Origin of the sequence: Tepidibacter hydrothermalis, from assembly GCF_029542625.1 — a bacterium.
GTDB classification, from domain to species: domain Bacteria; phylum Bacillota; class Clostridia; order Peptostreptococcales; family Peptostreptococcaceae; genus Tepidibacter_A; species Tepidibacter_A hydrothermalis.
On sequence record NZ_CP120733.1, the window covers coordinates 2,122,626 to 2,144,287 of the forward strand.

Annotated in this window: 31 protein-coding genes and 2 pseudogenes; 12 read left to right on the plus strand and 21 right to left on the minus strand. The window is 26.9% G+C overall.

Translation table 11 applies throughout. From position 1 onward, the window contains the following. Window positions 1–6: 6 nt before the first annotated feature. From P4S50_RS09835 to P4S50_RS20320, 3 genes and pseudogenes are all read right to left on the minus strand, one after another. Window positions 7–798 (minus strand): hypothetical protein, encoded by a 792-nt coding sequence (locus tag P4S50_RS09835; RefSeq protein ID WP_277730608.1) that lies wholly within the window; start codon window positions 796–798, stop codon window positions 7–9. A 526-nt stretch (window positions 799–1,324) separates the two neighbouring features. After that, window positions 1,325–1,885: a hypothetical protein gene (locus tag P4S50_RS09840; protein ID WP_277730609.1), complete on the minus strand. Its 561-nt coding sequence runs from the start codon at window positions 1,883–1,885 to the stop codon at window positions 1,325–1,327. Between the two features lie 392 nt (window positions 1,886–2,277). Beyond that, window positions 2,278–2,406: pseudogene (locus P4S50_RS20320) on the minus strand (PDC sensor domain-containing protein); the annotation flags it as partial. A gap of 439 nt (window positions 2,407–2,845) precedes the next feature. Between P4S50_RS20320 and P4S50_RS09845 the strand changes: the two are divergent. From P4S50_RS09845 to P4S50_RS09860, 4 genes are all read left to right on the plus strand, one after another. Beyond that, window positions 2,846–3,970, plus strand: coding sequence for an RtcB family protein (locus P4S50_RS09845; protein WP_277730610.1), 1,125 nt, complete (start codon window positions 2,846–2,848; stop codon window positions 3,968–3,970). Between the two features lie 158 nt (window positions 3,971–4,128). Then, window positions 4,129–4,350 (plus strand): hypothetical protein, encoded by a 222-nt coding sequence (locus P4S50_RS09850; RefSeq protein ID WP_277730611.1) that lies wholly within the window; start codon window positions 4,129–4,131, stop codon window positions 4,348–4,350. A 37-nt stretch (window positions 4,351–4,387) separates the two neighbouring features. Next, window positions 4,388–4,669, plus strand: coding sequence for a hypothetical protein (locus tag P4S50_RS09855; RefSeq protein WP_277730612.1), 282 nt, complete (start codon window positions 4,388–4,390; stop codon window positions 4,667–4,669). Window positions 4,670–4,715: 46 nt separating this feature from the next. Beyond that, on the plus strand, window positions 4,716–5,216 hold the full coding sequence (locus P4S50_RS09860) for a GNAT family N-acetyltransferase (RefSeq protein WP_277730613.1): 501 nt from the start codon (window positions 4,716–4,718) through the stop codon (window positions 5,214–5,216). Between the two features lie 163 nt (window positions 5,217–5,379). Here the strand turns inward: P4S50_RS09860 and P4S50_RS09865 are convergent, their stop codons facing one another. The 3 genes and pseudogenes from P4S50_RS09865 to P4S50_RS09875 form a co-directional block, all read right to left on the minus strand. Next, window positions 5,380–5,529 carry a hypothetical protein gene (locus P4S50_RS09865; RefSeq protein ID WP_277730614.1) on the minus strand — a complete coding sequence of 50 codons (150 nt, stop codon included), beginning with the start codon at window positions 5,527–5,529 and terminating at the stop codon, window positions 5,380–5,382. A gap of 135 nt (window positions 5,530–5,664) precedes the next feature. Continuing rightward, on the minus strand, window positions 5,665–5,799 hold the full coding sequence (locus tag P4S50_RS09870; RefSeq protein ID WP_277734794.1) for a hypothetical protein: 135 nt from the start codon (window positions 5,797–5,799) through the stop codon (window positions 5,665–5,667). Then, window positions 5,800–6,120, minus strand: a pseudogene (locus tag P4S50_RS09875) (Holliday junction resolvase RecU); the annotation flags it as partial. Window positions 6,121–6,290: 170 nt separating this feature from the next. On the opposite strand from P4S50_RS09875, the gene P4S50_RS20275 reads away from it, so the two are divergent. The 4 genes from P4S50_RS20275 (at window position 6,291) to P4S50_RS09890 (ending at window position 7,957) form a co-directional block, all read left to right on the plus strand. Continuing rightward, window positions 6,291–6,629, plus strand: a complete 339-nt coding sequence (locus P4S50_RS20275; RefSeq protein WP_416390123.1) for a DUF805 domain-containing protein — start codon at window positions 6,291–6,293, stop codon at window positions 6,627–6,629. A gap of 208 nt (window positions 6,630–6,837) precedes the next feature. Next, a complete protein-coding gene (locus P4S50_RS09880) occupies window positions 6,838–7,113 on the plus strand; it encodes a hypothetical protein (RefSeq protein ID WP_277730615.1) in 276 nt (91 codons plus the stop codon). Between the two features lie 148 nt (window positions 7,114–7,261). After that, window positions 7,262–7,618, plus strand: coding sequence for a DUF805 domain-containing protein (locus P4S50_RS09885; protein WP_277730616.1), 357 nt, complete (start codon window positions 7,262–7,264; stop codon window positions 7,616–7,618). Between the two features lie 147 nt (window positions 7,619–7,765). Beyond that, a complete protein-coding gene (locus tag P4S50_RS09890; RefSeq protein ID WP_277730617.1) occupies window positions 7,766–7,957 on the plus strand; it encodes a hypothetical protein in 192 nt (63 codons plus the stop codon). Between the two features lie 221 nt (window positions 7,958–8,178). Here P4S50_RS09890 and P4S50_RS09895 read toward each other — a convergent pair whose 3' ends face one another. From P4S50_RS09895 to P4S50_RS09935, 9 genes are all read right to left on the minus strand, one after another. Then, a complete protein-coding gene (locus P4S50_RS09895) occupies window positions 8,179–8,634 on the minus strand; it encodes a hypothetical protein (RefSeq protein ID WP_277730618.1) in 456 nt (151 codons plus the stop codon). Window positions 8,635–8,884: 250 nt separating this feature from the next. Continuing rightward, window positions 8,885–9,742: an NADAR family protein gene (locus P4S50_RS09900; RefSeq protein ID WP_277730619.1), complete on the minus strand. Its 858-nt coding sequence runs from the start codon at window positions 9,740–9,742 to the stop codon at window positions 8,885–8,887. 286 nt (window positions 9,743–10,028) lie between these two features. Further along, the gene (locus tag P4S50_RS09905; RefSeq protein WP_277730620.1) at window positions 10,029–10,514 is read right to left on the minus strand and encodes a hypothetical protein; all 486 of its coding nucleotides are present in this window, start codon (window positions 10,512–10,514) and stop codon (window positions 10,029–10,031) included. A gap of 51 nt (window positions 10,515–10,565) precedes the next feature. Then, window positions 10,566–10,736 carry a hypothetical protein gene (locus P4S50_RS09910; RefSeq protein WP_277730621.1) on the minus strand — a complete coding sequence of 57 codons (171 nt, stop codon included), beginning with the start codon at window positions 10,734–10,736 and terminating at the stop codon, window positions 10,566–10,568. Between the two features lie 81 nt (window positions 10,737–10,817). Then, window positions 10,818–10,943 (minus strand): hypothetical protein, encoded by a 126-nt coding sequence (locus P4S50_RS09915; protein WP_277730622.1) that lies wholly within the window; start codon window positions 10,941–10,943, stop codon window positions 10,818–10,820. A gap of 232 nt (window positions 10,944–11,175) precedes the next feature. Beyond that, entirely contained in the window at window positions 11,176–11,451 is a 276-nt protein-coding gene (locus tag P4S50_RS09920) for a hypothetical protein (protein ID WP_277730623.1), read from the minus strand. Between the two features lie 240 nt (window positions 11,452–11,691). Beyond that, window positions 11,692–11,970, minus strand: coding sequence for a hypothetical protein (locus P4S50_RS09925; RefSeq protein WP_277730624.1), 279 nt, complete (start codon window positions 11,968–11,970; stop codon window positions 11,692–11,694). Window positions 11,971–12,053: 83 nt separating this feature from the next. Then, the gene (locus tag P4S50_RS09930) at window positions 12,054–12,533 is read right to left on the minus strand and encodes a hypothetical protein (RefSeq protein ID WP_277730625.1); all 480 of its coding nucleotides are present in this window, start codon (window positions 12,531–12,533) and stop codon (window positions 12,054–12,056) included. 153 nt (window positions 12,534–12,686) lie between these two features. Continuing rightward, window positions 12,687–13,034, minus strand: a complete 348-nt coding sequence (locus tag P4S50_RS09935) for a hypothetical protein (RefSeq protein WP_277730626.1) — start codon at window positions 13,032–13,034, stop codon at window positions 12,687–12,689. 449 nt (window positions 13,035–13,483) lie between these two features. Here P4S50_RS09935 and P4S50_RS09940 point away from each other — a divergent pair, with 449 nt between their 5' ends. The 3 genes from P4S50_RS09940 (at window position 13,484) to P4S50_RS09950 (ending at window position 15,536) form a co-directional block, all read left to right on the plus strand. Then, the gene (locus P4S50_RS09940; RefSeq protein ID WP_277730627.1) at window positions 13,484–14,470 is read left to right on the plus strand and encodes a ComEC/Rec2 family competence protein; all 987 of its coding nucleotides are present in this window, start codon (window positions 13,484–13,486) and stop codon (window positions 14,468–14,470) included. 149 nt (window positions 14,471–14,619) lie between these two features. After that, window positions 14,620–15,285, plus strand: a complete 666-nt coding sequence (locus P4S50_RS09945) for an NAD(P)H-dependent oxidoreductase (RefSeq protein ID WP_277730628.1) — start codon at window positions 14,620–14,622, stop codon at window positions 15,283–15,285. A 41-nt stretch (window positions 15,286–15,326) separates the two neighbouring features. After that, complete coding sequence (locus tag P4S50_RS09950; RefSeq protein WP_277730629.1) at window positions 15,327–15,536, plus strand: DUF3006 domain-containing protein; 210 nt, start codon at window positions 15,327–15,329, stop codon at window positions 15,534–15,536. A gap of 83 nt (window positions 15,537–15,619) precedes the next feature. Here the strand turns inward: P4S50_RS09950 and P4S50_RS09955 are convergent, their stop codons facing one another. Together P4S50_RS09955 and P4S50_RS09960 are read right to left on the minus strand one after the other, a co-directional pair. After that, complete coding sequence (locus P4S50_RS09955) at window positions 15,620–16,837, minus strand: hypothetical protein (RefSeq protein ID WP_277730630.1); 1,218 nt, start codon at window positions 16,835–16,837, stop codon at window positions 15,620–15,622. Between the two features lie 81 nt (window positions 16,838–16,918). After that, a complete protein-coding gene (locus tag P4S50_RS09960; protein WP_277730632.1) occupies window positions 16,919–17,845 on the minus strand; it encodes a hypothetical protein in 927 nt (308 codons plus the stop codon). A gap of 272 nt (window positions 17,846–18,117) precedes the next feature. Here P4S50_RS09960 and P4S50_RS09965 point away from each other — a divergent pair, with 272 nt between their 5' ends. After that, window positions 18,118–18,300, plus strand: a complete 183-nt coding sequence (locus P4S50_RS09965; RefSeq protein WP_331489731.1) for a recombinase family protein — start codon at window positions 18,118–18,120, stop codon at window positions 18,298–18,300. A gap of 553 nt (window positions 18,301–18,853) precedes the next feature. Here P4S50_RS09965 and P4S50_RS09970 read toward each other — a convergent pair. The 4 genes from P4S50_RS09970 to P4S50_RS09985 form a co-directional block, all read right to left on the minus strand. After that, entirely contained in the window at window positions 18,854–19,363 is a 510-nt protein-coding gene (locus tag P4S50_RS09970; RefSeq protein ID WP_319023181.1) for a hypothetical protein, read from the minus strand. Further along, complete coding sequence (locus P4S50_RS09975; protein ID WP_277730633.1) at window positions 19,356–20,267, minus strand: DUF1804 family protein; 912 nt, start codon at window positions 20,265–20,267, stop codon at window positions 19,356–19,358. The genes P4S50_RS09970 and P4S50_RS09975 overlap by 8 nt, the downstream gene beginning before the upstream one ends. 69 nt (window positions 20,268–20,336) lie before the next feature. Continuing rightward, on the minus strand, window positions 20,337–20,573 hold the full coding sequence (locus P4S50_RS09980; protein WP_277730634.1) for a hypothetical protein: 237 nt from the start codon (window positions 20,571–20,573) through the stop codon (window positions 20,337–20,339). 156 nt (window positions 20,574–20,729) lie between these two features. Beyond that, window positions 20,730–21,419, minus strand: a complete 690-nt coding sequence (locus P4S50_RS09985; protein ID WP_277730635.1) for a BRO-N domain-containing protein — start codon at window positions 21,417–21,419, stop codon at window positions 20,730–20,732. Window positions 21,420–21,662 lie beyond the last annotated feature (243 nt).

Genomic DNA, 21,662 nt, shown 5'->3' on the forward strand with positions numbered 1-21,662 from the left:
GTTTTTTTATTTAACTTGTAAAGTAGTTACAGTTACCTTTGGATTTCCTTCAAATGCTATTTTATCTATTTTAAATTCATCATCTTTAAATTCATAATCAATAATAATATTTCCTATATACGATAAAAACTGAACTTCTATCCCGACCTTAGCTTTTAATTTATTATCTTCAATGTAATATTCTATAAAATTATGAAAAAAAGTTTTTTCTATTTCACTAGGACGAGTTGATTTAAGTATTTTGGCATTATAAATAGTATCATTTATCATTATTTCCATTTCTTTTTTAGATAATATTCTAATATCAATATTGTCATAAACTATATCTAAAGCATCTTTAACTTTATATTCACTAAAATTTTCAGGATTTATAATATGAACTGTGTTACGAAACATACCTGTTCCCTTATTTTGAGTTAGCATTACAACTAATTCCTTTTTATTATCGTTATTTAAATCTAAATAGTGTAATGTATTCCATCCTGGGAATGTTACAGCTTTCCAATCAAAAAATTTGTTAACTCCATTTATACTCAATACAATGCCTTTGTACCAACCATCTTGTTCATTTAAAGCATATAAGTAAATTTTTTCTTCAGGAATAGAAGCAATTATTTTAGGCGTAGTATCAGCATTAGTATTATCTTCTTGATTTTTTCTATCCAATTTGGCTGATTTTGAATAGCAGGCATTATTATTTTTTAGAGTAATTATTTTTCTGTTTTGAGGTATTGCACTTGAAAATAAGGTATTTAATATAAAAACTATCATAACTGATATAAATATGCTTTTTTTCATTATTACCTCCAATTAAAATCAAATTATGAAACCTTAATATAGTTTTATTGTGCTATTATTATACTGTTTATATTCTCATATTTTATATAAAAATAGTATAATTTTATTTGTAATATATCAAGCAAATGGATTTTTATAAATTATTTTACAATTTTTTACTCCCTATTGCACTTTTTACACGAATCGTGGCCATACCCCTTCTTGAGTTAATTCAAGAGATTCACGCAATTCCTTTAATCGATTTTTCATAAACTCCCCTCCTGTAATGTTAACCTTACATCCAAAATATAACATCATTAAATTCAAATGTCAAGTTAACCTTACCTAACATCTATAATTTTTAAGCCTACAATTAAGTACGTTTTATTTTGCAACTATGCATTAATATAAACTTTTATATACTCCTTGTATATTTAAGCAAGAAAAAACAGTAGCTTTGGTTCCCTACTGTTTTTAGCTATTTTTTATCTATATGTTAAGTTTTACTTCTTTTCATTAATTTCTTCATATGCTTCGATTATTAATTTTATTTTTTTAATTCATAAGTTACTAAGTTAAAACCTTTTAATTTGACATTCAGTATATAATTGTTTTGAAAATCTTCCTTCTCTATATGAAAGCCATAATAATAAGTTGATCCTCCGCCACCATAACTTGCATGTATTTTATCCCCCTTTGAATCAGTAACCTTTAATTCTGAAGAATCAAAACCACAGATTTTTTCACCATTTTTATAATAAATATTCTTAAACGTTAATCCCTTGCCTTGTTTATAATTCCAATCATTTTCAAAAGTTATATGAATCCATAATTTTTCCTCTTGATTCAATATCTTATCTAGATATACTTTACAATCATACTTTTCATAAATAAGTTTTCTTATATCTATATCTTTACCATTATCGATACTATAATCTTTTGTATTTATGCTAAAATTTATTACATCATCAACCTTAGTAAAAACAGTTTTATAAGAATCACTTGTCATAATAGTATCTTCAATTTTTTCATCATTAAAATACTGTAAATAAGCTACTAATATTACTAACGTTAATATAGTAACAAGCAAAATCAACTTTTTTGTCATAGCTATTCCCCTTTTTATATTAGATAGAGACTTTCAAAATATAAATAACACCTCAAAACTAGTTTATGATTAAATTTCAATTGTAACCTGCCTCTAAGAATCTTTAATTATTAGTTTAGCCTTTTATTTTCTTCCTTGAGTTCTTCCATTTCAACTAGCTGAGCAATATAATTTTTCTTCTATGCTTTTAACTTCCGAATTTTTTTACGTATATAACTTCTATATTATTTCCAGATGTATTTTACCATAATATAAGATGTTTTTATACTTATTTTATATTCTTGTAATATAAAACAGTAGGTTTGGTTGGCTACTGTTTTGATAGTATTTGCTAGTTATAAAAAATTATAAAAAATCAATCAAATAATAATACTTATATTCTTCATTAAGTATCATTCCTCAGATTCTAAAATCAAATCTAATCCAACTACACCTATGAATTTTCCATTTTCATAAATACCTTGTGTTATAGTAATGACTAAATCTCCATTCCTTATATCTATATACATGTCTGAAGTATACTCTCCTTCTCCCTTAGTGCCTCTGTAGCAAGCTCTTACTCTAGCATCATTGCTGCTAAGTTAGGTTTACAAACTCAATGGAATGATCAAACTGGATTCTCTATAAACAAAATAGTAAAATAATAGTTAATTTGTAAGCATCTATTAATTTAGGTGCTTTTATTTATGAAAAAATTCTTAATATCTTCATTTTTTTGACGATATATCTATAAATACTAACTTATTTAACATTATATTCTACTCTGATTTTTGATTTGTAAAATAATATATCATACAAATTTATGATATAATTTTGTAACTCTGCAACTGATTATTTATTCTAAAGCATATAGGTTCTCTAACTAGTAACAAAATATAGTGATTTATAGAAAGTTTTATAAGTATATAAATAAACTTATTTATATATATGAGGTTTTATTTTTGAAAGGAATGAAAGTTAATGATAGAAATACAAGGAAAATATAATACCGCAAAAGTTTTTACACACAATATTGGACAAGAAGCCGTTGGTCAAATATTGAATGTTTTAAATAGAAAAGAATGGCAAGACAGCACTATCAGAATAATGCCTGATACTCATGCAGGCAAAGGCTGTACTATAGGTACTACTATGACATTAAATAATATTGTTGTACCTAACCTAGTTGGTGTAGATATAGGATGTGGTATGACGGTTGCTCCGTTAAACCAAAAGACATTAGATTTTAATAAACTTGATAACGTAATAAGAAATCATGTTCCAGCAGGTACTCATATAAGAAAATATAACCATGAGTACGTTAAATTATCAAAACTTAAGAAGTTAAAGTGTATAGCTCATGTAGATTTAGAAAGAGCTAAGAAAAGCATAGGAACATTAGGTGGAGGAAACCACTTTATTGAAGTTAACCAAGACAATGGCGATAATTTATATTTGGTTGTACATAGTGGTAGTAGGCATATAGGTAATCAAGTCGCAAAATATTATCAAGATATTGCTATAAAAAATCTTTCAAACAATGAAAATTATGCAAATAGAAATATTACTAAAACTGATAAAGATTTAGCATTTTTGACAGGAGAAGATTTTGATAACTATCTTCATGATATGAACATAATTCAAGAGTATGCATCTTTAAATAGAAAAGCTATAATATCAGTTATCCTAAAGCACCTAGAAATAAATGATACTAAAGATATTTTTGAGACAATTCATAACTATATAGATGTAAATGATATGCTTCTTAGAAAAGGCGCTATATCAGCTAAAAAAGATGAAAAAGTAATTATACCTATTAACATGAGAGATGGATCTATTATTGCTGTAGGAAAAGGAAATGAAGATTGGAATCAATCTGCACCTCATGGAGCTGGTAGGTTAATGAGTCGAGGTAAAGCTAAAGAATCTATAGACATGAATTCATATAAAGACTCTATGAAGAATGTATGGACTACATCAGTTAGAGAATCTACTATAGATGAAGCTCCTATGGCATACAAACCTATAGAAGAAATAATAGAAAATACAAAAGATACTATAGATATTATAGATATAATTAGACCTTTATATAATTTTAAAGCTTAATCCTGGAAGTCTAAAGATCAATTATTATGCATATCCAAGCGATATAACCCTGAGCACCTAGCAATAGGTGCTTTTTTTATTTACCCTTCCCCTGAAATGGAAATTCTTTCAATTCTAGTATATAATTTAATTATGATTCTACGAAATGAGGTGCAAATATGGGATTCAGATTTAGAAAAAGCATTAATCTAGGCGGTGAAGTTAGACTTAATTTAGGTAAAAAAAGTACTAAGTCTAATACTAAGAGATCCACTTATAATAATGTTCAATCTAGTTCATCTGATATAAATAAAAGTCCTTTTATAAGTTCTACTTTACCTAAGGAACTTATAAGAATACTTCTGATTTTATGGATGCTATTGAGTATGAGAGTGAATTGAATATTAATCTATTATAGATATATAAAGGAGAATAAGTATGAAAAGTTTAAACCAATCACAAATAGGAGGATTTATAGGATTATTAAATTTATTAATAATATTTATTATATATGTTCAGATGGGTTCAGAATTATCTTCTGAAATACCTCAAACCCTCGAAAATTTTTATGATTTATACATGAAGTTTTCCATTATGCCTGCTATGCTTAGTATTTTAATGATATTCTCATATGATGATTCTAATTCCCTAATTACAATTATTAATATTGTATATATTATTATTTACATACTAGTTTCTAAGCTTGCAACATATGCATAATATAACATTAATATTAGTTTTAAAGTTCATATAAAGGAGATAATGTATGCTAATTAGAAAAGCTCGTATTGAAGATTTAAAAATCATTATGAATATTATTTCAAATGCCATTAATGATATGGAGTCAAAAGGAATATATCAGTGGGATAATACCTATCCTAATAAAGAAGTATTTTCTATTGATATTTTGAAAAATAATCTTTACGTATATGTTGACAAAAATATTATCCATGGCTTTATAGCCTTAAATGAGCATCAAGAAGATGAATATGAATCATTAAAATGGAAGTATATTTCAGGTAAGCATTTGATTGTTCATAGGCTATGTGTTGATCCAAAATATCAAGGTAAAGGCATAGCTAAGAATTTAATACAATTTACAGAAAAGTATGCAAAAGAAAATAATTATGAATCAATACGACTAGATGCCTTTTCTCAAAATGAACAAGCTTGCAAATTGTATGCGAACTTTGGCTATAATAAAGTTGGAATGATAACTTTTAGAAAAGGCGGTTTCTACTGTTTTGAAAAAGGGTTCATAAAATAGATGCTTTATCTATATAATTAATGTGATAAAACTATCCTTTATAGATTCTATTGAGCCTGATGGTGAATTGAATATTAGTTTATTATAGTAAAAACCTCTGCTATTTAAAAGTAGAGGTTTTGTTTCTATGTATTTAATGAACATTTAAAATATAATTACTCTGTTACCCTTTTACTGTCATCCCTTCAATAATATCTGATATTTCTTTAGTTACACAATTTACTCCATTTAAATTGTTATTAGTACTCTCTAAGTTTTCTTGTAATAAATCTTTTTTAGAGTTTGTTAAGATATTTTCATTTGCAATATACATAATATTATTGTCTATTAACTCTATTATCTCAGAAAACTCATTTGATAAAATAAGTATTTTTCCAAAAACTATTTCTACGTTTTCTTCAAGCCCTGTTGCTATTCTATGTGATTTATCTCCTGATTTTTTTAATTATTAGCAAACAATGTCAAATCCTTTTGCATCTTCATCATGCATGTTAGTAACAGCTATATTATAGCCACCTGTAAACTCTACTCTTTCTAATTCTTCTCCAGTATCTTTATCAATTATTATCAATTTTCTTTTCATATAGCAAAATATAAAACCTACCTCTCCCATGGATAAAGTATTTCTTATATATTCAATTTGGTGTGGCTCTATATTTTTAAGAGGTAAACCTCTTTCATCTTCCGATTCTTTACAATCAAAACTTATTGAAAGTCATGGTTTAACAGTTCCTCTAAAGTCTAAAGTTGACTTTTCCACTGGAAATGCTGATCCAATTTTCTTTCCTTATTTTTTTACTTGCCACGGCGTACCAATCTTTTGTATTAAAGCTATTTCTCTATTTTTATAACCTTCATTTGATTTTATTATTTCCTCCTCAAAAACCTTCCCTTTGTTGGCCATCTTGTAATTCTTTTTATAACTTGTATCTCTCAAAATATCTCCTCCTAATGTAGTTTTGGGTTCTGTTATGTGAATTACCTTAATAGTTAAGTTAATTCACCTTTTTTATAGTTAATTAATATATTATGTGTATATTAAAAATCTAAAATATATAAAAAGGTGGTCATTGCATGTCAAATTTGTTTTCTTTTGAAGGTCGCATAAATCGTGGTAGATATTTTGGATATTCATTGTTAATAAACTTTATCATTATGTTTTTATGGTATGCTATGGATTATACACAGAGTACGTTTCTACTGTATGTATATATAGCATCAGCTATTATTGTATCTATAATCAATATTTGTCTTATAGTCAAAAGACTACATGATATCGAAAGAGCTGGAACCCATTATTTTTTACTACTAATACCTTTGTATAATATATATCTACATCTGGTTTTATTATTAAAAAAAGGGACCAATGGACCTAATCAATATGGCGAAAATCCGCTACACAAAATGTATTAATTAGAAATTGCTTAGTAGCAATTTCTTTTTATTTACTTGTATTATTTACATATCGTATTTCTAAATTTACTTTACTTCCTCAACACATAAATCTTCATTTAGGGTAAATCCATATTTATTATTATCTTACTATTTGCATTTAGATATATTAGTTGTTATAATATGGTAAATTAATTCTAAAATACTTTTTATATAAAGGAGTTTTTTTATGAATAATACTAAAAGTTCAAATTCTTTTATTCAAGGTTTATTAGGCATTCCTATTTCTTTTACATGGGGGCTTTTTTATGTAAGTTTTATAGCTCATAGCACCAGTTTATCTGAATCTAGTGCTATAATTGTTTATTTTTTTATTAGTAGTGTATTTGCATTTTGTATAGGAAAATATCTAAATTATAAAGCATTTGCTTTAAGTTTTTTCATTACAAGTATATCTATAAGTTTTCTTGTACATGCTCTTATAGGGTCTATTCGATGGTTTTAATAGATTCTATATTTTCTTTAACTCTCTCTATAACCTCAAACCATCGCCTATAATTCCCCGTTTTAACTCTGTAAACTATTCACATTTAACCCTTATTTTGTTATAATTGTACAGTATTTGAATACTTTTCAACAAAGGTGGTTAGGTAATGAAAAATCTGTTTACTTCTGAAGGTCGTATAAATCGAGCTAAATATTTTTATTATCATTTTTTAGCTTTCGTTGTTGGTCCATTAATGAATTTATGTATTAATTCGCTTGGTCTTGATGACGAAAATGTTTTTGTTTTTATTTTTGTTAGTTTTTATGTTATAGCTTATTTAATATTTATTACCTGTCTTATGATACAAAGATTGCATGATTTAAATAGATCTGGAATTCATATATTTCTATTCATGGTTCCTATTTATAACATCTATTTAAAACTTCTAATATTATTTAAAAAAGGTACTGATGGACCTAATGAATATGGTGAAGATCCTCTAGCTTACCAAGAAATTGCTTAATAGCAATTTCTTTTTTATTTGAATACTTATATTGTTACTCCAACATTTTTCATATATTTTTTTCTTAGTTCTTAGGGACTATTGCTATAATATGTATGTAAATGTTAAAATTGGTATTGTTTTTGAAAAATAAGGAGGTATTTTAAAATGTCTATTTTATTTATATTAATTGGTTTATATACAATTATAGCTGCTGTTAAAAAACCTGATTTTTTCTGGGAAAACAGAAAAGCTAAAGTTATGAGAAAAATAGTTGGAGATAAAGTAGCATCAGCATTCTATATGGCTATAGGCTGCTTTATTTCGGGTGTTGGTGTATATCTAACTTTTGCAGGGTAATTACCCCTGCATTTTTTATAAATTTCTAACCTTACCATTCAGTTCTTCTCTCACTTCTTCTATAACCTCAAGCCATGGTCTATGATTTTCCTCTTCAATCCTCTTTTGAATAATCTCAACTGCTTCAAACTAATGTAGTATGTAATTTAATTATTATAAGTTATTATGAATTCTAAGACTAATATGCATTAACTTATAGCACTTAATATTTATTTTATTGACTATAATCCTGCACTAAAGCGATAAACAGTTGGAATTAATTCAGTGTATCTCAAGGTTCCTTCATCAAACCCTGTGCCTTCATATGTATCTTTTAATTCTGCATTATTTCTTGTTATTACAATTCCTTCAACACTTTGAAATAGTGAACCAAATGATAGCAATATAACATTTTTGTCAACAAAATCTACAACTAATATTTTACTTTTATATTTTAGAAGTGCCTTTTCCAACTTAGGTTTATCTTCATAATCGTAACTGCCTATTGATTCACCTACAGTTATGTATCCTTTATCATTAAGAGTAAACAATTGCTTCCCTATATTGGCAAAGTCTTGGTAATCACGCTGATTTAACCTATCTAACAGGGATGTAAAAATAAAAAATGTAAAAATTATAAACAAGGTAATTGTAATTATTGATAAGCAGATTAATAAATTTTTTTTCCAATTCTTCATTTTATGACTCCTTTGCTAAATCAAATAAAACTATTTTTAGTACACAAAATATTACAATTGCGTACTTTACATCTTTTTTTATAACTTCTATTTGTTTCCTTTAATATATTGCCATAATATACCTTGATTTCATACTTATTGTATATTTGTGCAAGAAAAAACAGTAACTTTGGTTGGCTACTGTTTTGGTTACTTGTATTCGTATAGTTTGATTATTATTAATGTTTTTGAACTAGTATAAAATATAATGTTAACCAAATTTTTTATGTAATTCTTGAAAATTCAATTTTTTATAGTTTTCACAAACACGAATAAGTTCATCTCTTACTTCCATTAAAGCAAATCCTAGTAAATTTTGCCCTTTCCAACATAAAGGACTATTAATGTGTTCATTATCAATACTCATACCAATCCCCCATATATTATCGTAAGGACTTGCTTCAACTAAAATCTTATCTCCTGTACTAATTAAAAACTCCCTTAAATCATCATTTTGTATAAACTTATTGTAATTACCATTTAAGACAATTGAGTATTTTCGCTCATTCCATACTTCTTCATCAAAATTACGAACTTTTCTTCCAAGTCTTTTAATTTCCTTTGGATCCTTGCACCTCATTATTTCTTCTTTTATTTCTTTATCTTCAAACAACCTTGCCTTTTCTGCCATCATATACTGTTCCATGCAACAATATTTATCTAAACCAATACTAAATTCTGACATCCACCACTGGCTAAAGCATGATTTTGTTATTTTTCCATTCTTATCTGATTGATGTCCCCAAAAGAATATATAATCTAAACTTTTTCCTTTATTATAATCATGTATTAAACTTTTTAAATCATATTTAGGTAGTCCTTCCTCCTCCCAAAAATATATCCAGCACTCTTTATATTTATCATAAAAACCTCTCCATGCTTTAGGCTCTGGAAACATTTTTTTGTACATTTTATTTTCTTCTTCAGATAATGTATTTAGCCATCTACATAATTCCATTGAATAACTTTCTCCACGTCCCATTCTCCAACCGATGCTTCCGTTTGGTATATAAGGATACATTAGCCAACATGGTGCCATTGGACTTTCTATATTGAACTTTTTCTCCATAATTTTCCTCCTTTTGTTTCTAGGTGTATTTTACCATAATATAGCAATCATTTGTTCTTATTTTATATTTGTGCTAGAAAAAACAGTAGCTTTGGTTGGCTACTGTTTTGGTTGTTTTATATTTATGTAGTTTGGCTATGATTAGTGTTTTTGAATCAACGTAAAAACACCTCACCTGATGTGATTTAAGAGAGGTTTTAAGCTTCATATGCTATGTATAAAGTTTAAATTGTATCAAGTCGCTATACTAATAAAATTCTTACAATTATATACTAAATACTGAGCACTAATCTTTTAGAGGAATATTATACATGTCAATAAACATATTTATGGATTTGTTTAAATTATTAATTACTTTAAATGCTGGTTCTAAAGTTTCATCAATACCATCTATGAATAAATCTATATGAAATCTCAGTGTAGTTCCAAGTTGTCTTCCAAATGGTGTTACCGGAGGAAGTGCAAAAGGTCTTAATTGAATCTTTGTACCACCTCTTGCACAATCTCGAACAAACCAAGCAATAAATTCCAATGAATGAAAGCTTTCTAATGAGTAATCTGTCGAAAACTCAAATTGAATAAGTACTTCATCTTTTAAGCCTCCTTTTGTACGTAAAAGTGAAGCATGAGGTAGATGTGAAAAGTCGGATAACTTTAACAATTCAGAATCTATAGGCTCTAAATTTTCTACACCACTTTCTATTGTAGAAATACCTCTTAGTTTTAGTATTGTATTGTGAAAATTTTCTATCTCAATCGGATAACCAGACATACTTACCTCCTAATTATTTATAGTGTGACTTGCCATAATAAACATAATTTTTTATTTGGATAATTCTGTTCTCAATAATTTTATGTTTAATTCAATTAATTTTCTGAACTCTTCTTCTAATAAATCGTATGTACTTATACACCCTTTTGAGTATTTTTGTTCATTCTTATCAGAAGAATGACTAACTTTATTCATCAATTCATCATGTTTCTCTTGTATCATAAGATTGTTTTCTAAAAGATTTCTTATTCTTATATAACCACCTTTTAAAATCTTATATTTGTTTTTATCTGTCTTTATAGGCTATTCCGCCCCTATTATTCTATTAGTTCCTTTGAAATACAAGTTTACAGTTCTACTTTTCTCCTCCATTTCAATTTCATCATAATCATTATAAATATTATATTGTTCTCCCAACGTCAAAGGCATGACCAATTCTTCTCTAGTTATAATTCATTTTCTAGTTACGTGTATATTTTACCATAATATAGCATACATTTATACTTCTTGTATATTTGTGCAATAGAAAACAGTAGCTTTGGTTGGCTACTGTTTTGGTGATTTATTTATATAGTTTGCTCGAGACTAGTATTTTTGAGACGATATAAAAACAAACTCTTTTCATATAATTTACATATAAGAACTTATATTAGTTTCGAGACTACATTCTCCAATCAGGGCCTGATAGTCCGCCAAATCTTACCCATCCTTCCTTTTTTATGCCTTCAACTTCGTATTCTATTCTATAAACCATTTTCCTCTTACCAACAAGTATGAAGGGTCCAATCCCTGTGAAAAAATTACGTCGCTCATAATTAATTAAACAACCCCCAAGCGAATCAATCTTATTTTTTATATTATCCTCATGGCTTTCAATTCTTGAAAAATGCATTATCATAGCAATTATTACAAAAAGTACTATAATTAAGCCCTCCATATCATTTTCCCCCTTAATCTTGTTTGCTTTATTTTTAAAAATATTTCTACCTTGATTAAATTAATCATTAGTTTAACGTATATCAATATCCAAATTATAACATTTACAGTCATATTATAATATATTATTTAAAGAAAAATATAAATTGCCTCAACTACATATTATGCTCCCTTTGTTCAATAAGACAACTTGGAATTTGTAGCCTAAAGAGTTATGCTCTATAGATTCACTTTTTTATCTTTATAAATTATATTCAAACATAAACATCTCAATAGCTTTTCTAATCTCCCCGTTATCTTTTTCTGCCTTTGTAATAAGGTATCCATTTTTACAATCTTTTTTATTATATTCAACTTTTTTATTAGGAAACCAATCCATATAATTTATAAACTCACAAAGCCCAAATGCTAAAAACATATCTTCTCCATTTTTATATACCTGTACAAATATTTTCTCACTATCAAAAGTATCAATTAATACATCAATCTTATTTTTACTCACATACTCAGCCAATGTCATAAAACTCTATCCCACCTTAATTGTTTATAATACAGTAGCTTTGATTGACTACTGTTTTAAATATAATTCTTATCTAAGAATAACTAACCTGGAAAATCTATTGCATATCCCTCATATTGTTTTAAAAAATCAATATATCTAGATTTAACCTCTTCAACATCACCATATGTTCCATTATTAGCTAAATGAAATTCATCGTCTAAGTACATCATCCATAAATAGCATTCTTCTTTATTATCTATTTCAACAGATAGATATAGATGGTATAACTCAGTTGAAATAACCTGTATCTTATTTGGATTTTTTATAATTTCTTTGTAGAATAATCCTAGTAATATTTTAAGTGTTACCTCTTCATCAATATTTCCTGTAACCTCTTTTAGTTTAGAAATGACCTCTTCTACATTTTTACTTCCTAAAAGTGAAAGTTCTATTATTGAAATATCTGGATTTTCTGATATCATTATCTCATTATCAGCCCAATCTATTACATCTTTCTTAGTTAAAAAACCACATGATAGCGCTAATCTATATAATTCGGCTTTTAGCTTTAAATCTTCCATATTTCTAAACCGTCCTTATCTTAAAATTAATATCTTCCATTTCAATTACAGTTTTAATCTATATGCTAAAATATTCATCTCCTTGAAAAATCAATCTAACTATATTAATTATGTTAATGTAGTTAGATTAATTGTAATTTTGCATCTAATAAACTAAATCTTTACTTGATAGTTAGGTTTATCTCCTGGTTTCGCCCAATACTTAATATTTTCCATAGTTCTTTCAATATCATCCATATCATCTTCGCCTAATGTGTTATCGAACCTTTCAGATAAAATACTTCTAATATTAGCTAATCGCTTTGGGACATCCCAATTACAAGTAAAATCAGTAATTTCTTTTCGAAATTCGTTTTCATCAAATTTTTCAACATCCTCATTAATATCTATAGCATAATAAGATATTATTCTATGATATGATTGTAACATTACTTCAATCTCTTTCATAACTTCTGCAAGTTCATTGAATGTATATGTTATGTATTCATTTGCCTTCTGCACAATGTAACCTCCTTTAGTTGCATAATATTTTACAATTACGTACTTTACATTTTTTCATATAACTTTTATTTCCATGTATATATTACCATAATATAGGATTTTACATACTTATTGTATATTTGTGCAAGAAAAAACAGTAGCTTTGGTTGGCCACTATTTTAGTTGTTTATTTATGTAGTTTGGTGGAGACTAATGGTTTTGAGAAGATATAAAACAAATTTTTTTTATATAATTTACACATTTTTTATAACAATTCTAAATAAATAAGGTTTATACATGTCTACACTATTTAAATCGACTATAGTGTAAAACAATATTTTATTGTTTAATCATCATGGTGAATAAAATCATTCACAATACTTAACACTTGATTTATAAATAATTTAACTTCTATTTTACAATTAAGATTCAAATGTATCTATATTTATTTTTTAAAATGAGGTATCATATTGAAAAAACTTAATAAAATATCATCTATACTACTATGTTTTCTACTAATGCTATTTACTGCTTGCGGGTCTACAGAAGCTAAAGTCGCTGATGATAAGTTAGAAAAAACTAAAACAGAAATGCAAAAAACAGAACAGGCTAAAATAGATAAGGCTGAAGAAAAAATAGCGAATTCAATTAAAGAAGGATCTAATAATACAACTGTAAATGGTAATCTAAAAGTTCATTTTATACATGTTGGCCAAGCAGATAGTATTTTAATCCATGAACCTAGTGGAAAGTCTATGTTTATCGATGCAGCTAATAATGATGATTCAGATTTAGTTGTTACTTACCTAAGAGCTCAAGGAATAAGCAAACTTGATTATGTTGTAGGAACTCACCCACATGAAGATTATATAGGTGGAGTTGATGTAGCTATCAATACTTTTGATATAGAAAATGTTATTCTTTCAAAGGCTACATCTTCAACTAAAACTTATAAAGATGTATTGCTATCAATTAAAAACAAAGGTCTTAAGGTTATAACAGCTACCGGAGAAAAAACTTTTGATTTAGGAAATTCTAAATGTGAAATAGTTGCTCCTAATGGAAGTGACTATGAGGACTTAAACAACTATTCTGTAGTTATCAAGGTTACATATGGAAACAACTCTTTCTTATTTACTGGGTATGTAGAGGATATTTCAGAGAACGAAATGTTATCTAAAGGTTATAACTTAAAAGCTGATTTACTTAAGGTTGAACACCATGGCAGCCATAGCTCCACTACTCCACAGTTTTTAAAAGCAGTATCACCAAAGTATGCCATTATATCAGTAGGAAAAGATAATAAATATGGACACCCTGCTCAAGAGATTTTGAGTAAGTTAAGTAGTGTAAGAGTTCACGTATATAGAACTGATAAAATGGGAACTATTATAGCAACTTCTGATGCTAAACCACAGGGTTATGGTGCTTGTAAGAAATGTCATCCACCAAAATAATTTAATATCATAATTTATGCTCTTTTTTATTTTCCACTGATTATAATGAATTTTAATATACGTAACTGAATATAATGAAACTTGTTGGGTATATTTTAAAATAAGAAAATTCTTATACATAATACTTTTTAAAAGGGGTGTTTATTTATATGAACAATATAAAGGAAAAAGTTATAGAAGCTAATTATTTCAGACATGCTTGTAAAGAATTTGATAGTAATAAAAAGATATCTAATGAAGATTTTGATTTTATACTTGAAACAGCTAGATTGTCTCCTAGCTCTTTTGGATTTGAACCTTGGAAGTTCCTAGTTTTACAGAACTCAGATATGAGAGAAAAAATCAAACCTGTTTGTTGGGGGGCTCAAAAGCAATTACCTACTAGTAGTCATTTTGTTATTATTCTTGCTAGGAAGAACAAAGATATGATTTATAGCTCTGAATATATAGTTAATTTTATGAAAGAAGTTCAACAGCTTCCAGAAGACGTTATTAAATTAAAAAGTCAGTTCTATAAAGACTTTCAAGAAAATGATTTTAAACTTACTCAAAGCAATAGAGCTATGTTTGATTGGGCTTGTAAACAAACATATATTCCACTTACTAATATGATGGTCTCAGCAGCACAGATAGGAATTGATTCTTGCCCAATAGAAGGTTTTGATAGAGAAAAGGTTGATCAGATTTTAAGTGATGAAGGAATAATAAATAAAGATGAATTTAGTGTATCTTGCATGGTTTCCTTTGGATATAGGAAGGAAGAACCAAGGCCTAAAACTAGACAGTGTATGGATAAAATAGTAAAGTGGATATAAGAAATTACTATATTTATTGATATTTTATTCCTATTTAGGTGGTGTTCAATTTAAAATTTGTTATTGATAGATTTGAAGGAGATTATACTGTAGTTGAACTTGATAATAAAACTATAGCTGAAATACCTAAAATTCTAATTCCTAAAGATGCTAAAGAAGGTGATGTTTTAGAAATTAGAGTTGATGTTGAAGAAACTGAGAAAAGAAAAAATGAAATAAATAATTTAATGGATGATTTATTTGAAGATTAATTTTTTTAATTATATAATAATAAAAGAGCAGAAAATCTGCTCTTTTATTATTTAGATTTAATTTTAAGCTATAATTAGTTTTATTAATGTTTGGTTTTATCTTCTGTTTTAGTATTGTTGATTAACTTTTTTAATCTTATATCTCCATCCTCATCCCAAATAATATATAATTCATTGTTATATATTATTGCGTATTTACTGAATGTAGAACTTTTATTGCTATCGTAGTTTAAAGAACCATTACCTATTTGTACCAACTTATTTCCATTAAGTATCTTCATTCTTATTTGACGATTTCCGTTCTTATCATATTCTACCCAGCTAACATATAAATCACCTTTATATATTATTGGTTCTGGAAAAAAAGCATCCTTACTAGAATCATAATTTAAAAAACCTTTATCCACATCAATCCATTTGATTCCATCATATTTCTTTACTTTTATTTTCCTACCTTCATTTTTATTACGTTCTGCCCACATAAGATACAACTCATTATTATACATTATTGCCTTTTTATCAGCACCATTCTTTGAAAAACTAGTATCTACTTCAATCCATTTACCTTCATTATATTTCTTTATTTTTTTATCTTTCCATCCCTTTATTTCATATTCATCCCATATAATATATAATTCATTATTGAAAACTTCTATTTTATCAAATTCAGCATTTTTACTAGTATCATAGTTTAAAGAACCATTATCTATTTCTACAAATTCTGAAGAAGCATTATCTACTTCTAATAAGTTAGTTCCATTATTCTTAGCTACTCTTAATTGAATAACATTATTCTCATCATATTCTTCCCAAATATAATACAATTCATTATTCCATGATATAATATTATTATAATCATTCAAACTAGCAGGGTCTACCTCAATCCATCTATCATTACAATATTTCTTCATTCTTAATTTACTATCTTCAATTCCATCATATTCATCCCAAACAACATATAATTCATTGTTATATACTTCTAAATATATACCCATCATACCTACTGTAATACTATTATTTAAAAGGTTAGTGTCTACTTCATTCCATTTAGTTCCGTCATATTTCTTTATTTTTATTTCATAGTGTTGATCTTTACCACTTTCTGTCCACATAACATATAATTGATTATTATATATCTCTGTTTGCAGAACACCATTATTAATATTCTCATAGTTTAAAATTGGAAATTCCTCAAATTTTATATGAGATTCTTTTTCTATTTCAGCAAAAATATTACTGAAATTAATAAAAACTAATAAAAAAGTTAAAATTATTGCTTTAAATCTAAATATTTTTTTCATATGTTTCCTCCTTAATCCTTCTGGCAAGTTTTAGATATCAAAGAATATCGTACATGGCATTATGCAATTGTTTCTATCCTATTAATATTTGATTTTACCTTCTCCTTTAGTATTATTAATTAGTTTTTTCAATCTTATAGATTTATTTTCACTCCAAAGAAAATATAATTCATCATTGTATATAACCGAATTTATGTCATAAGCATGCGTATATATATCATAGTTTAAAGACTTATCACTTAAATCAATCCATTTACTTCCATCATATTTTTTTGCTCTTATTTGACTAATATCATTTTCATCGTATTCTTCCCAAAATAAATATAATTCTTTATTGTATACTATTGCATATGGCTCATACGCAGTCTTAGAATCATTATAATTTAAAGAATAAGTATCTCCTAAGTATATTAACTTTTTTTCATCATTATATTTTAACACTTGCATTTGTCCAGTGCTATTTTCATCACATGTTGGTGATGCAATATAAGATTCATTATTATGTACTTTAAAATTAAAATCTTGACCCTTAGTAGCATCATAATTTAAAGAAGTATTATTTATTTCAGTCCACTCTTCTCCATTATATTTCATGATTCTTATTTGGTTAATTTTCTTTGTATTGCTATACTCTTCTAAAATCACATGTAATTCATGGTTATATACTATTGGATTTGTATGTGTTCGTGTAACATCATTATAAATTAAAGAATCGTTGTCTACATTTGTCCAATTACTTCCATCATATTTTTTAATTCTCATTCCATGAACTGGCATATCAATATCTTCATTCCAAGTTACGTATTCATCCCAAGTAACATATAACTCATTATTACATACAAACATTTTTGGAAAATAAGTTGCTTCATTTCTACCATAATTTAAATTTGGAAATTCCTCAAATTGTATATCCTGTTCTTTTTTCATATCAGCAAAGATACTACTACAATTGATAAAAACTAATAAAAAAGTTAAGATTATTGCTTTAAGTCTAACTATTTTCTTCATCTGTTATCTCCTTGATTATTTTACATTTTTACAAACTTAGGAATATTTTACCATAACATATTCCAAAATTGTTTAAGTTATTATATTTTAGTAAAATATACCCAATTTCTTGTTATATGTAAAAGTCCAAACATAATATAAGAATATACTTTTAAGTAAAAATATAGTTCTCTTGTTATGCTATAATTTATATATAATAAATTAGAAAGGAGCTCATTATGAAAGCTGCAATTTATTCTCGTAAATCTAAATTTACTGGCAAAGGTTAATCTATTGAAAATCAAGTCCAAATGTGTATAAATCATGCTCAAAATATAGAAATAAAAGATTTTCTATTATATGAAGATGAAGGTTTCTCTGGTAAGAATACAGATAGACCTAAGTTTCAAGAAATGCTTAAAGATGCTAAAGAAAAGAAGTATAGATTTGGAAAAACAAAGGGCAGTTATAAGTAGAAGAATGTACTACAAGCTCATTCACTTTTTCAATGAAATAGATACGTAAATAAAAACTATAAACATTAACATATACTATATTAATGTAGTAAAATAATTATTTTAATTTTGAATCTTACATATTTTGTTAACTTTTTTGTAAAATTTCGTGATTTCTTAGAGGATTTTGAGTTTTTGTGTCCAATTGTATATATAAACCAACATTTATTGCTTTGATAGAAATAAAATCATTCATAGCAATATCAATTTCTATTACATACACTACTCCCCTTACAAAGTAGTGTATTTTTTTTATATTAATTTAAATTCTTAATTTATTTGTTAATTGTAGACAAATGTAAAAATTTATAATATTATTTTCATTAGAAAATCAATGTAATATATATTGAATAAATAGGTATAGCAGTAATAACTCTATATAAGTTATACCCTCTTATAAGTAAATTATTAAGTATATCACCTAAGGGTAATGATCTACCTTCCAAAGACATCTTTGGAATTATCGGATTTGCATTAGCCGTATCAACTGCTATTGAGCTTTTATATATGCTTATTACAGATGGACCCTATTCTTCCATACAGGCCCTTTAAATTCTCCAAAGTCCTCTTGGATAAGCTTATTATCTTCAAATTCATCTCTAATATTTCCTAAGAATCCATCTGCTTGATCCGATGAATCTGAAATAATTAAAATATAATGTTTATATCCATATACTACTGAATGAATAGTATCTTTAAAAGTTAGATTAGTTGACTTTGCATGACCCCTTGGAGCTGCAACTGCTCTTTTAACTCCATCCTTTACTTTTATAACTCCCTTTTTCCATATAGCATCTAGTTCTCTATGAAATTGTGGAGTTTTTCTATTAAAGTAATGAGGGACGTATGCTTTCCCAAAGTATTCAAGATCCATATATCCTAGTTTTCTTCTTATTCCATGGCGACCAGTTAAAGGTTTATCTTTTAGATATTTTCTTAACTCTTCATCCCATGTGTTAGGATATTTTCTCTTGAAATGCTTTTTTAAGTATTTGATAAGTAGCTTCTTTTCTTCTTTAGTCATCTATATCATCTTCCAACAAATCATCTAATTCACTATCATTTAATACTTCCGGTTTAGTTTCTACATGCTCTTTAGTTTTTATTGATTTTTCTATTTCTAATTTTTCTTTACTCAACTTAAGCTTTTGTTCTTCAATCTCACGTCTAAACTTATCTGGGAATAAATCAAAGTATTTTTCAAGTTTCTCAAGTGCTTTCATTTGATCTAATAGTTTGATTGATACTCCTTCTTTTCCTTGTCTTACCTCTGATATTATTGTTCCATCTACCATAGAACTATCTTTAAGGTGAAAGAAGTTTTTAATATATCGATTTTCTTTATTTGTCTCTTTATCAACCTTTGTTACTTCTTCATTCCCAAAATCAGCATAGTCTGTTATGTCTGCAAATGCTATTTTTACATATTTATTAACTACATCCATAGCATCAATAAACAACTCTTGTGCCATGGCTCCTTTGAGTTTTCTTATTTCTGCTTTAATCTTAACATTGCTTAGCAATCTAGATCCTTGGACATGAGCACTTTCTTTTGAATACCCTGCCTTTATAGCTGACATAGTTGCATTAAAGCTTTTTATATAGTAAAGACAAAATAATCGTTGTTTTTCAGTAAGATTATTATTTTCTATATCTATATCATCCATAATTATTTCTTGTGTAAGCAAACTTTTATTTTCTACTTCCTCAACCTTATTTTTGGTTGCAACCTTTTTTATCTTGGTTGCAACTTTATTAGAGTTGCCTTTAACCCATGGCTCTCCATTGTCTTTATCTCTTTTGGCCCAACTTTTAATAGTTCCTTGACTTACCTTAAACTCTTCACTAAGTTTTTTAAAAGTGTATTTACCAGTTTGATAAGCTTGCCTAATAGTTTCTTTATTAGCTGGAGCTCTTATATCTTCCATATCACCACCTCAACCCTAATTCGTTTTCAAGTTGTTTTTTTATATTAAAAAAGAGCCATTGTTTCGGCTCTATCTTTCTTTTATTGCTTTATTAAGTTCCTCTACATTTCCATTCAAAAGATAATCATTAATTTTATCACCTAATTTTGCAGATAATTCATTAACTTTATTGTTATACTCTTCTTTAGTGATTATCTTTTTTTCTATTAATATATCTACCAAAGCCAAATCGCTAATAAGTCTACCTTTCATCTCATTACCAACCCTACCTAAAGGTTCTATTATTACTTTCATATAATCTTCCATTTCTACCCTCTCCCTTCTGTATCCATAATTCTACGCAAAGGGATGGTTTTCCTTTTATACCATAATTTAATTTCCAGTAACTATTCCCATTATTTTTTTAGTAATCTCCTTTGCTTGATTATCTATAAATGTCATTATAAAATTACCTATTTAACTTTAAAATAAAGATAATTGATTAACCGTTCTATCTGACTTTATTATCTTTATAGATTCATCAATTGTATTCAGTGAATCTTCTAATGTTTTGACAGGTATATCTTCCCACTTTGTTCCACCTAATTTAATTAACACTCTTTGCTTTACAAGCTCATATTCTTCATCTGCCTTTTCAGTTCCTAATCTCTTTTTAATATATTGACATACATTTAGCTTTTTCTTACTTAGAGGTCTAATATATTCAGAACATTTATTTTCTATTTCATCAACTTTTTTAGATACTAGATCATCTACTAAACCAGTCATTTCTATTCTCATAGCATTAAACATCTTTTCTTGAATTTTGGTTTGTGCTATATACATTCCATTTTTCCTTATACTTTTAAGTATTTTCCTTACTTTCTTTTTGAACTGCTTTGCTACTGGCTTTCTACTCTGCATTAATACTTCATATAGACCATCTTCTGTTAAAAACAAGGCACTATAACTATTAGTTAGAGTGGTCAAAGTATTCTTTTCAACCTCATTGTCATCTAATTCAGCATCAGATATCATTTTACTTGTATTTCTATGTCCTATCCATTCAGCAACATCCTTTGCTAAAAATAATGGATTTTCAAAGTCGCCATAAATTTTAAACTCTTTTCCTAAAATTTCTCTTTCATCAATAATTTGCAGTTGATTGTTCATATTTAACTCCTCCTATAATATTGATAACTAGGAGGATAGAGGGGGCATTATCACAACGCGCCATATCCTATTTTTAATTAAATTGTTATACTAAAAATATGTATAAAAAAAGACACTTCATCAGAAAGTGTCTTTTTAAACATACTTATTTTCATTTCTAAAATGTGACCCTATTTACAATACATAAAATAAAGCCTACGTTTTTACGTAGACTCCCTTTATAATCCATACCTTTAATTCCTA

Coding starts and splice junctions, on each gene's coding strand:
- P4S50_RS09835 (WP_277730608.1), bottom strand. CDS start 798: ATGAAAAAAAGCATATTTATATCAGTTATGATAGTTTTTATATTAAAT.
- P4S50_RS09840 (WP_277730609.1), bottom strand. CDS start 1,885: ATGACAAAAAAGTTGATTTTGCTTGTTACTATATTAACGTTAGTAATA.
- P4S50_RS09845 (WP_277730610.1), top strand. CDS start 2,846: ATGATAGAAATACAAGGAAAATATAATACCGCAAAAGTTTTTACACAC.
- P4S50_RS09850 (WP_277730611.1), top strand. CDS start 4,129: ATGGGATTCAGATTTAGAAAAAGCATTAATCTAGGCGGTGAAGTTAGA.
- P4S50_RS09855 (WP_277730612.1), top strand. CDS start 4,388: ATGAAAAGTTTAAACCAATCACAAATAGGAGGATTTATAGGATTATTA.
- P4S50_RS09860 (WP_277730613.1), top strand. CDS start 4,716: ATGCTAATTAGAAAAGCTCGTATTGAAGATTTAAAAATCATTATGAAT.
- P4S50_RS09865 (WP_277730614.1), bottom strand. CDS start 5,529: ATGTATATTGCAAATGAAAATATCTTAACAAACTCTAAAAAAGATTTA.
- P4S50_RS09870 (WP_277734794.1), bottom strand. CDS start 5,799: ATGAAAAGAAAATTGATAATAATTGATAAAGATACTGGAGAAGAATTA.
- P4S50_RS20275 (WP_416390123.1), top strand. CDS start 6,291: ATGTCAAATTTGTTTTCTTTTGAAGGTCGCATAAATCGTGGTAGATAT.
- P4S50_RS09880 (WP_277730615.1), top strand. CDS start 6,838: ATGAATAATACTAAAAGTTCAAATTCTTTTATTCAAGGTTTATTAGGC.
- P4S50_RS09885 (WP_277730616.1), top strand. CDS start 7,262: ATGAAAAATCTGTTTACTTCTGAAGGTCGTATAAATCGAGCTAAATAT.
- P4S50_RS09890 (WP_277730617.1), top strand. CDS start 7,766: ATGTCTATTTTATTTATATTAATTGGTTTATATACAATTATAGCTGCT.
- P4S50_RS09895 (WP_277730618.1), bottom strand. CDS start 8,634: ATGAAGAATTGGAAAAAAAATTTATTAATCTGCTTATCAATAATTACA.
- P4S50_RS09900 (WP_277730619.1), bottom strand. CDS start 9,742: ATGGAGAAAAAGTTCAATATAGAAAGTCCAATGGCACCATGTTGGCTA.
- P4S50_RS09905 (WP_277730620.1), bottom strand. CDS start 10,514: ATGTCTGGTTATCCGATTGAGATAGAAAATTTTCACAATACAATACTA.
- P4S50_RS09910 (WP_277730621.1), bottom strand. CDS start 10,736: ATGATACAAGAGAAACATGATGAATTGATGAATAAAGTTAGTCATTCT.
- P4S50_RS09915 (WP_277730622.1), bottom strand. CDS start 10,943: ATGCCTTTGACGTTGGGAGAACAATATAATATTTATAATGATTATGAT.
- P4S50_RS09920 (WP_277730623.1), bottom strand. CDS start 11,451: ATGGAGGGCTTAATTATAGTACTTTTTGTAATAATTGCTATGATAATG.
- P4S50_RS09925 (WP_277730624.1), bottom strand. CDS start 11,970: ATGACATTGGCTGAGTATGTGAGTAAAAATAAGATTGATGTATTAATT.
- P4S50_RS09930 (WP_277730625.1), bottom strand. CDS start 12,533: ATGGAAGATTTAAAGCTAAAAGCCGAATTATATAGATTAGCGCTATCA.
- P4S50_RS09945 (WP_277730628.1), top strand. CDS start 14,620: ATGAACAATATAAAGGAAAAAGTTATAGAAGCTAATTATTTCAGACAT.
- P4S50_RS09955 (WP_277730630.1), bottom strand. CDS start 16,837: ATGAAAAAAATATTTAGATTTAAAGCAATAATTTTAACTTTTTTATTA.
- P4S50_RS09960 (WP_277730632.1), bottom strand. CDS start 17,845: ATGAAGAAAATAGTTAGACTTAAAGCAATAATCTTAACTTTTTTATTA.
- P4S50_RS09970 (WP_319023181.1), bottom strand. CDS start 19,363: ATGACTAAAGAAGAAAAGAAGCTACTTATCAAATACTTAAAAAAGCAT.
- P4S50_RS09975 (WP_277730633.1), bottom strand. CDS start 20,267: ATGGAAGATATAAGAGCTCCAGCTAATAAAGAAACTATTAGGCAAGCT.
- P4S50_RS09980 (WP_277730634.1), bottom strand. CDS start 20,573: ATGGAAGATTATATGAAAGTAATAATAGAACCTTTAGGTAGGGTTGGT.
- P4S50_RS09985 (WP_277730635.1), bottom strand. CDS start 21,419: ATGAACAATCAACTGCAAATTATTGATGAAAGAGAAATTTTAGGAAAA.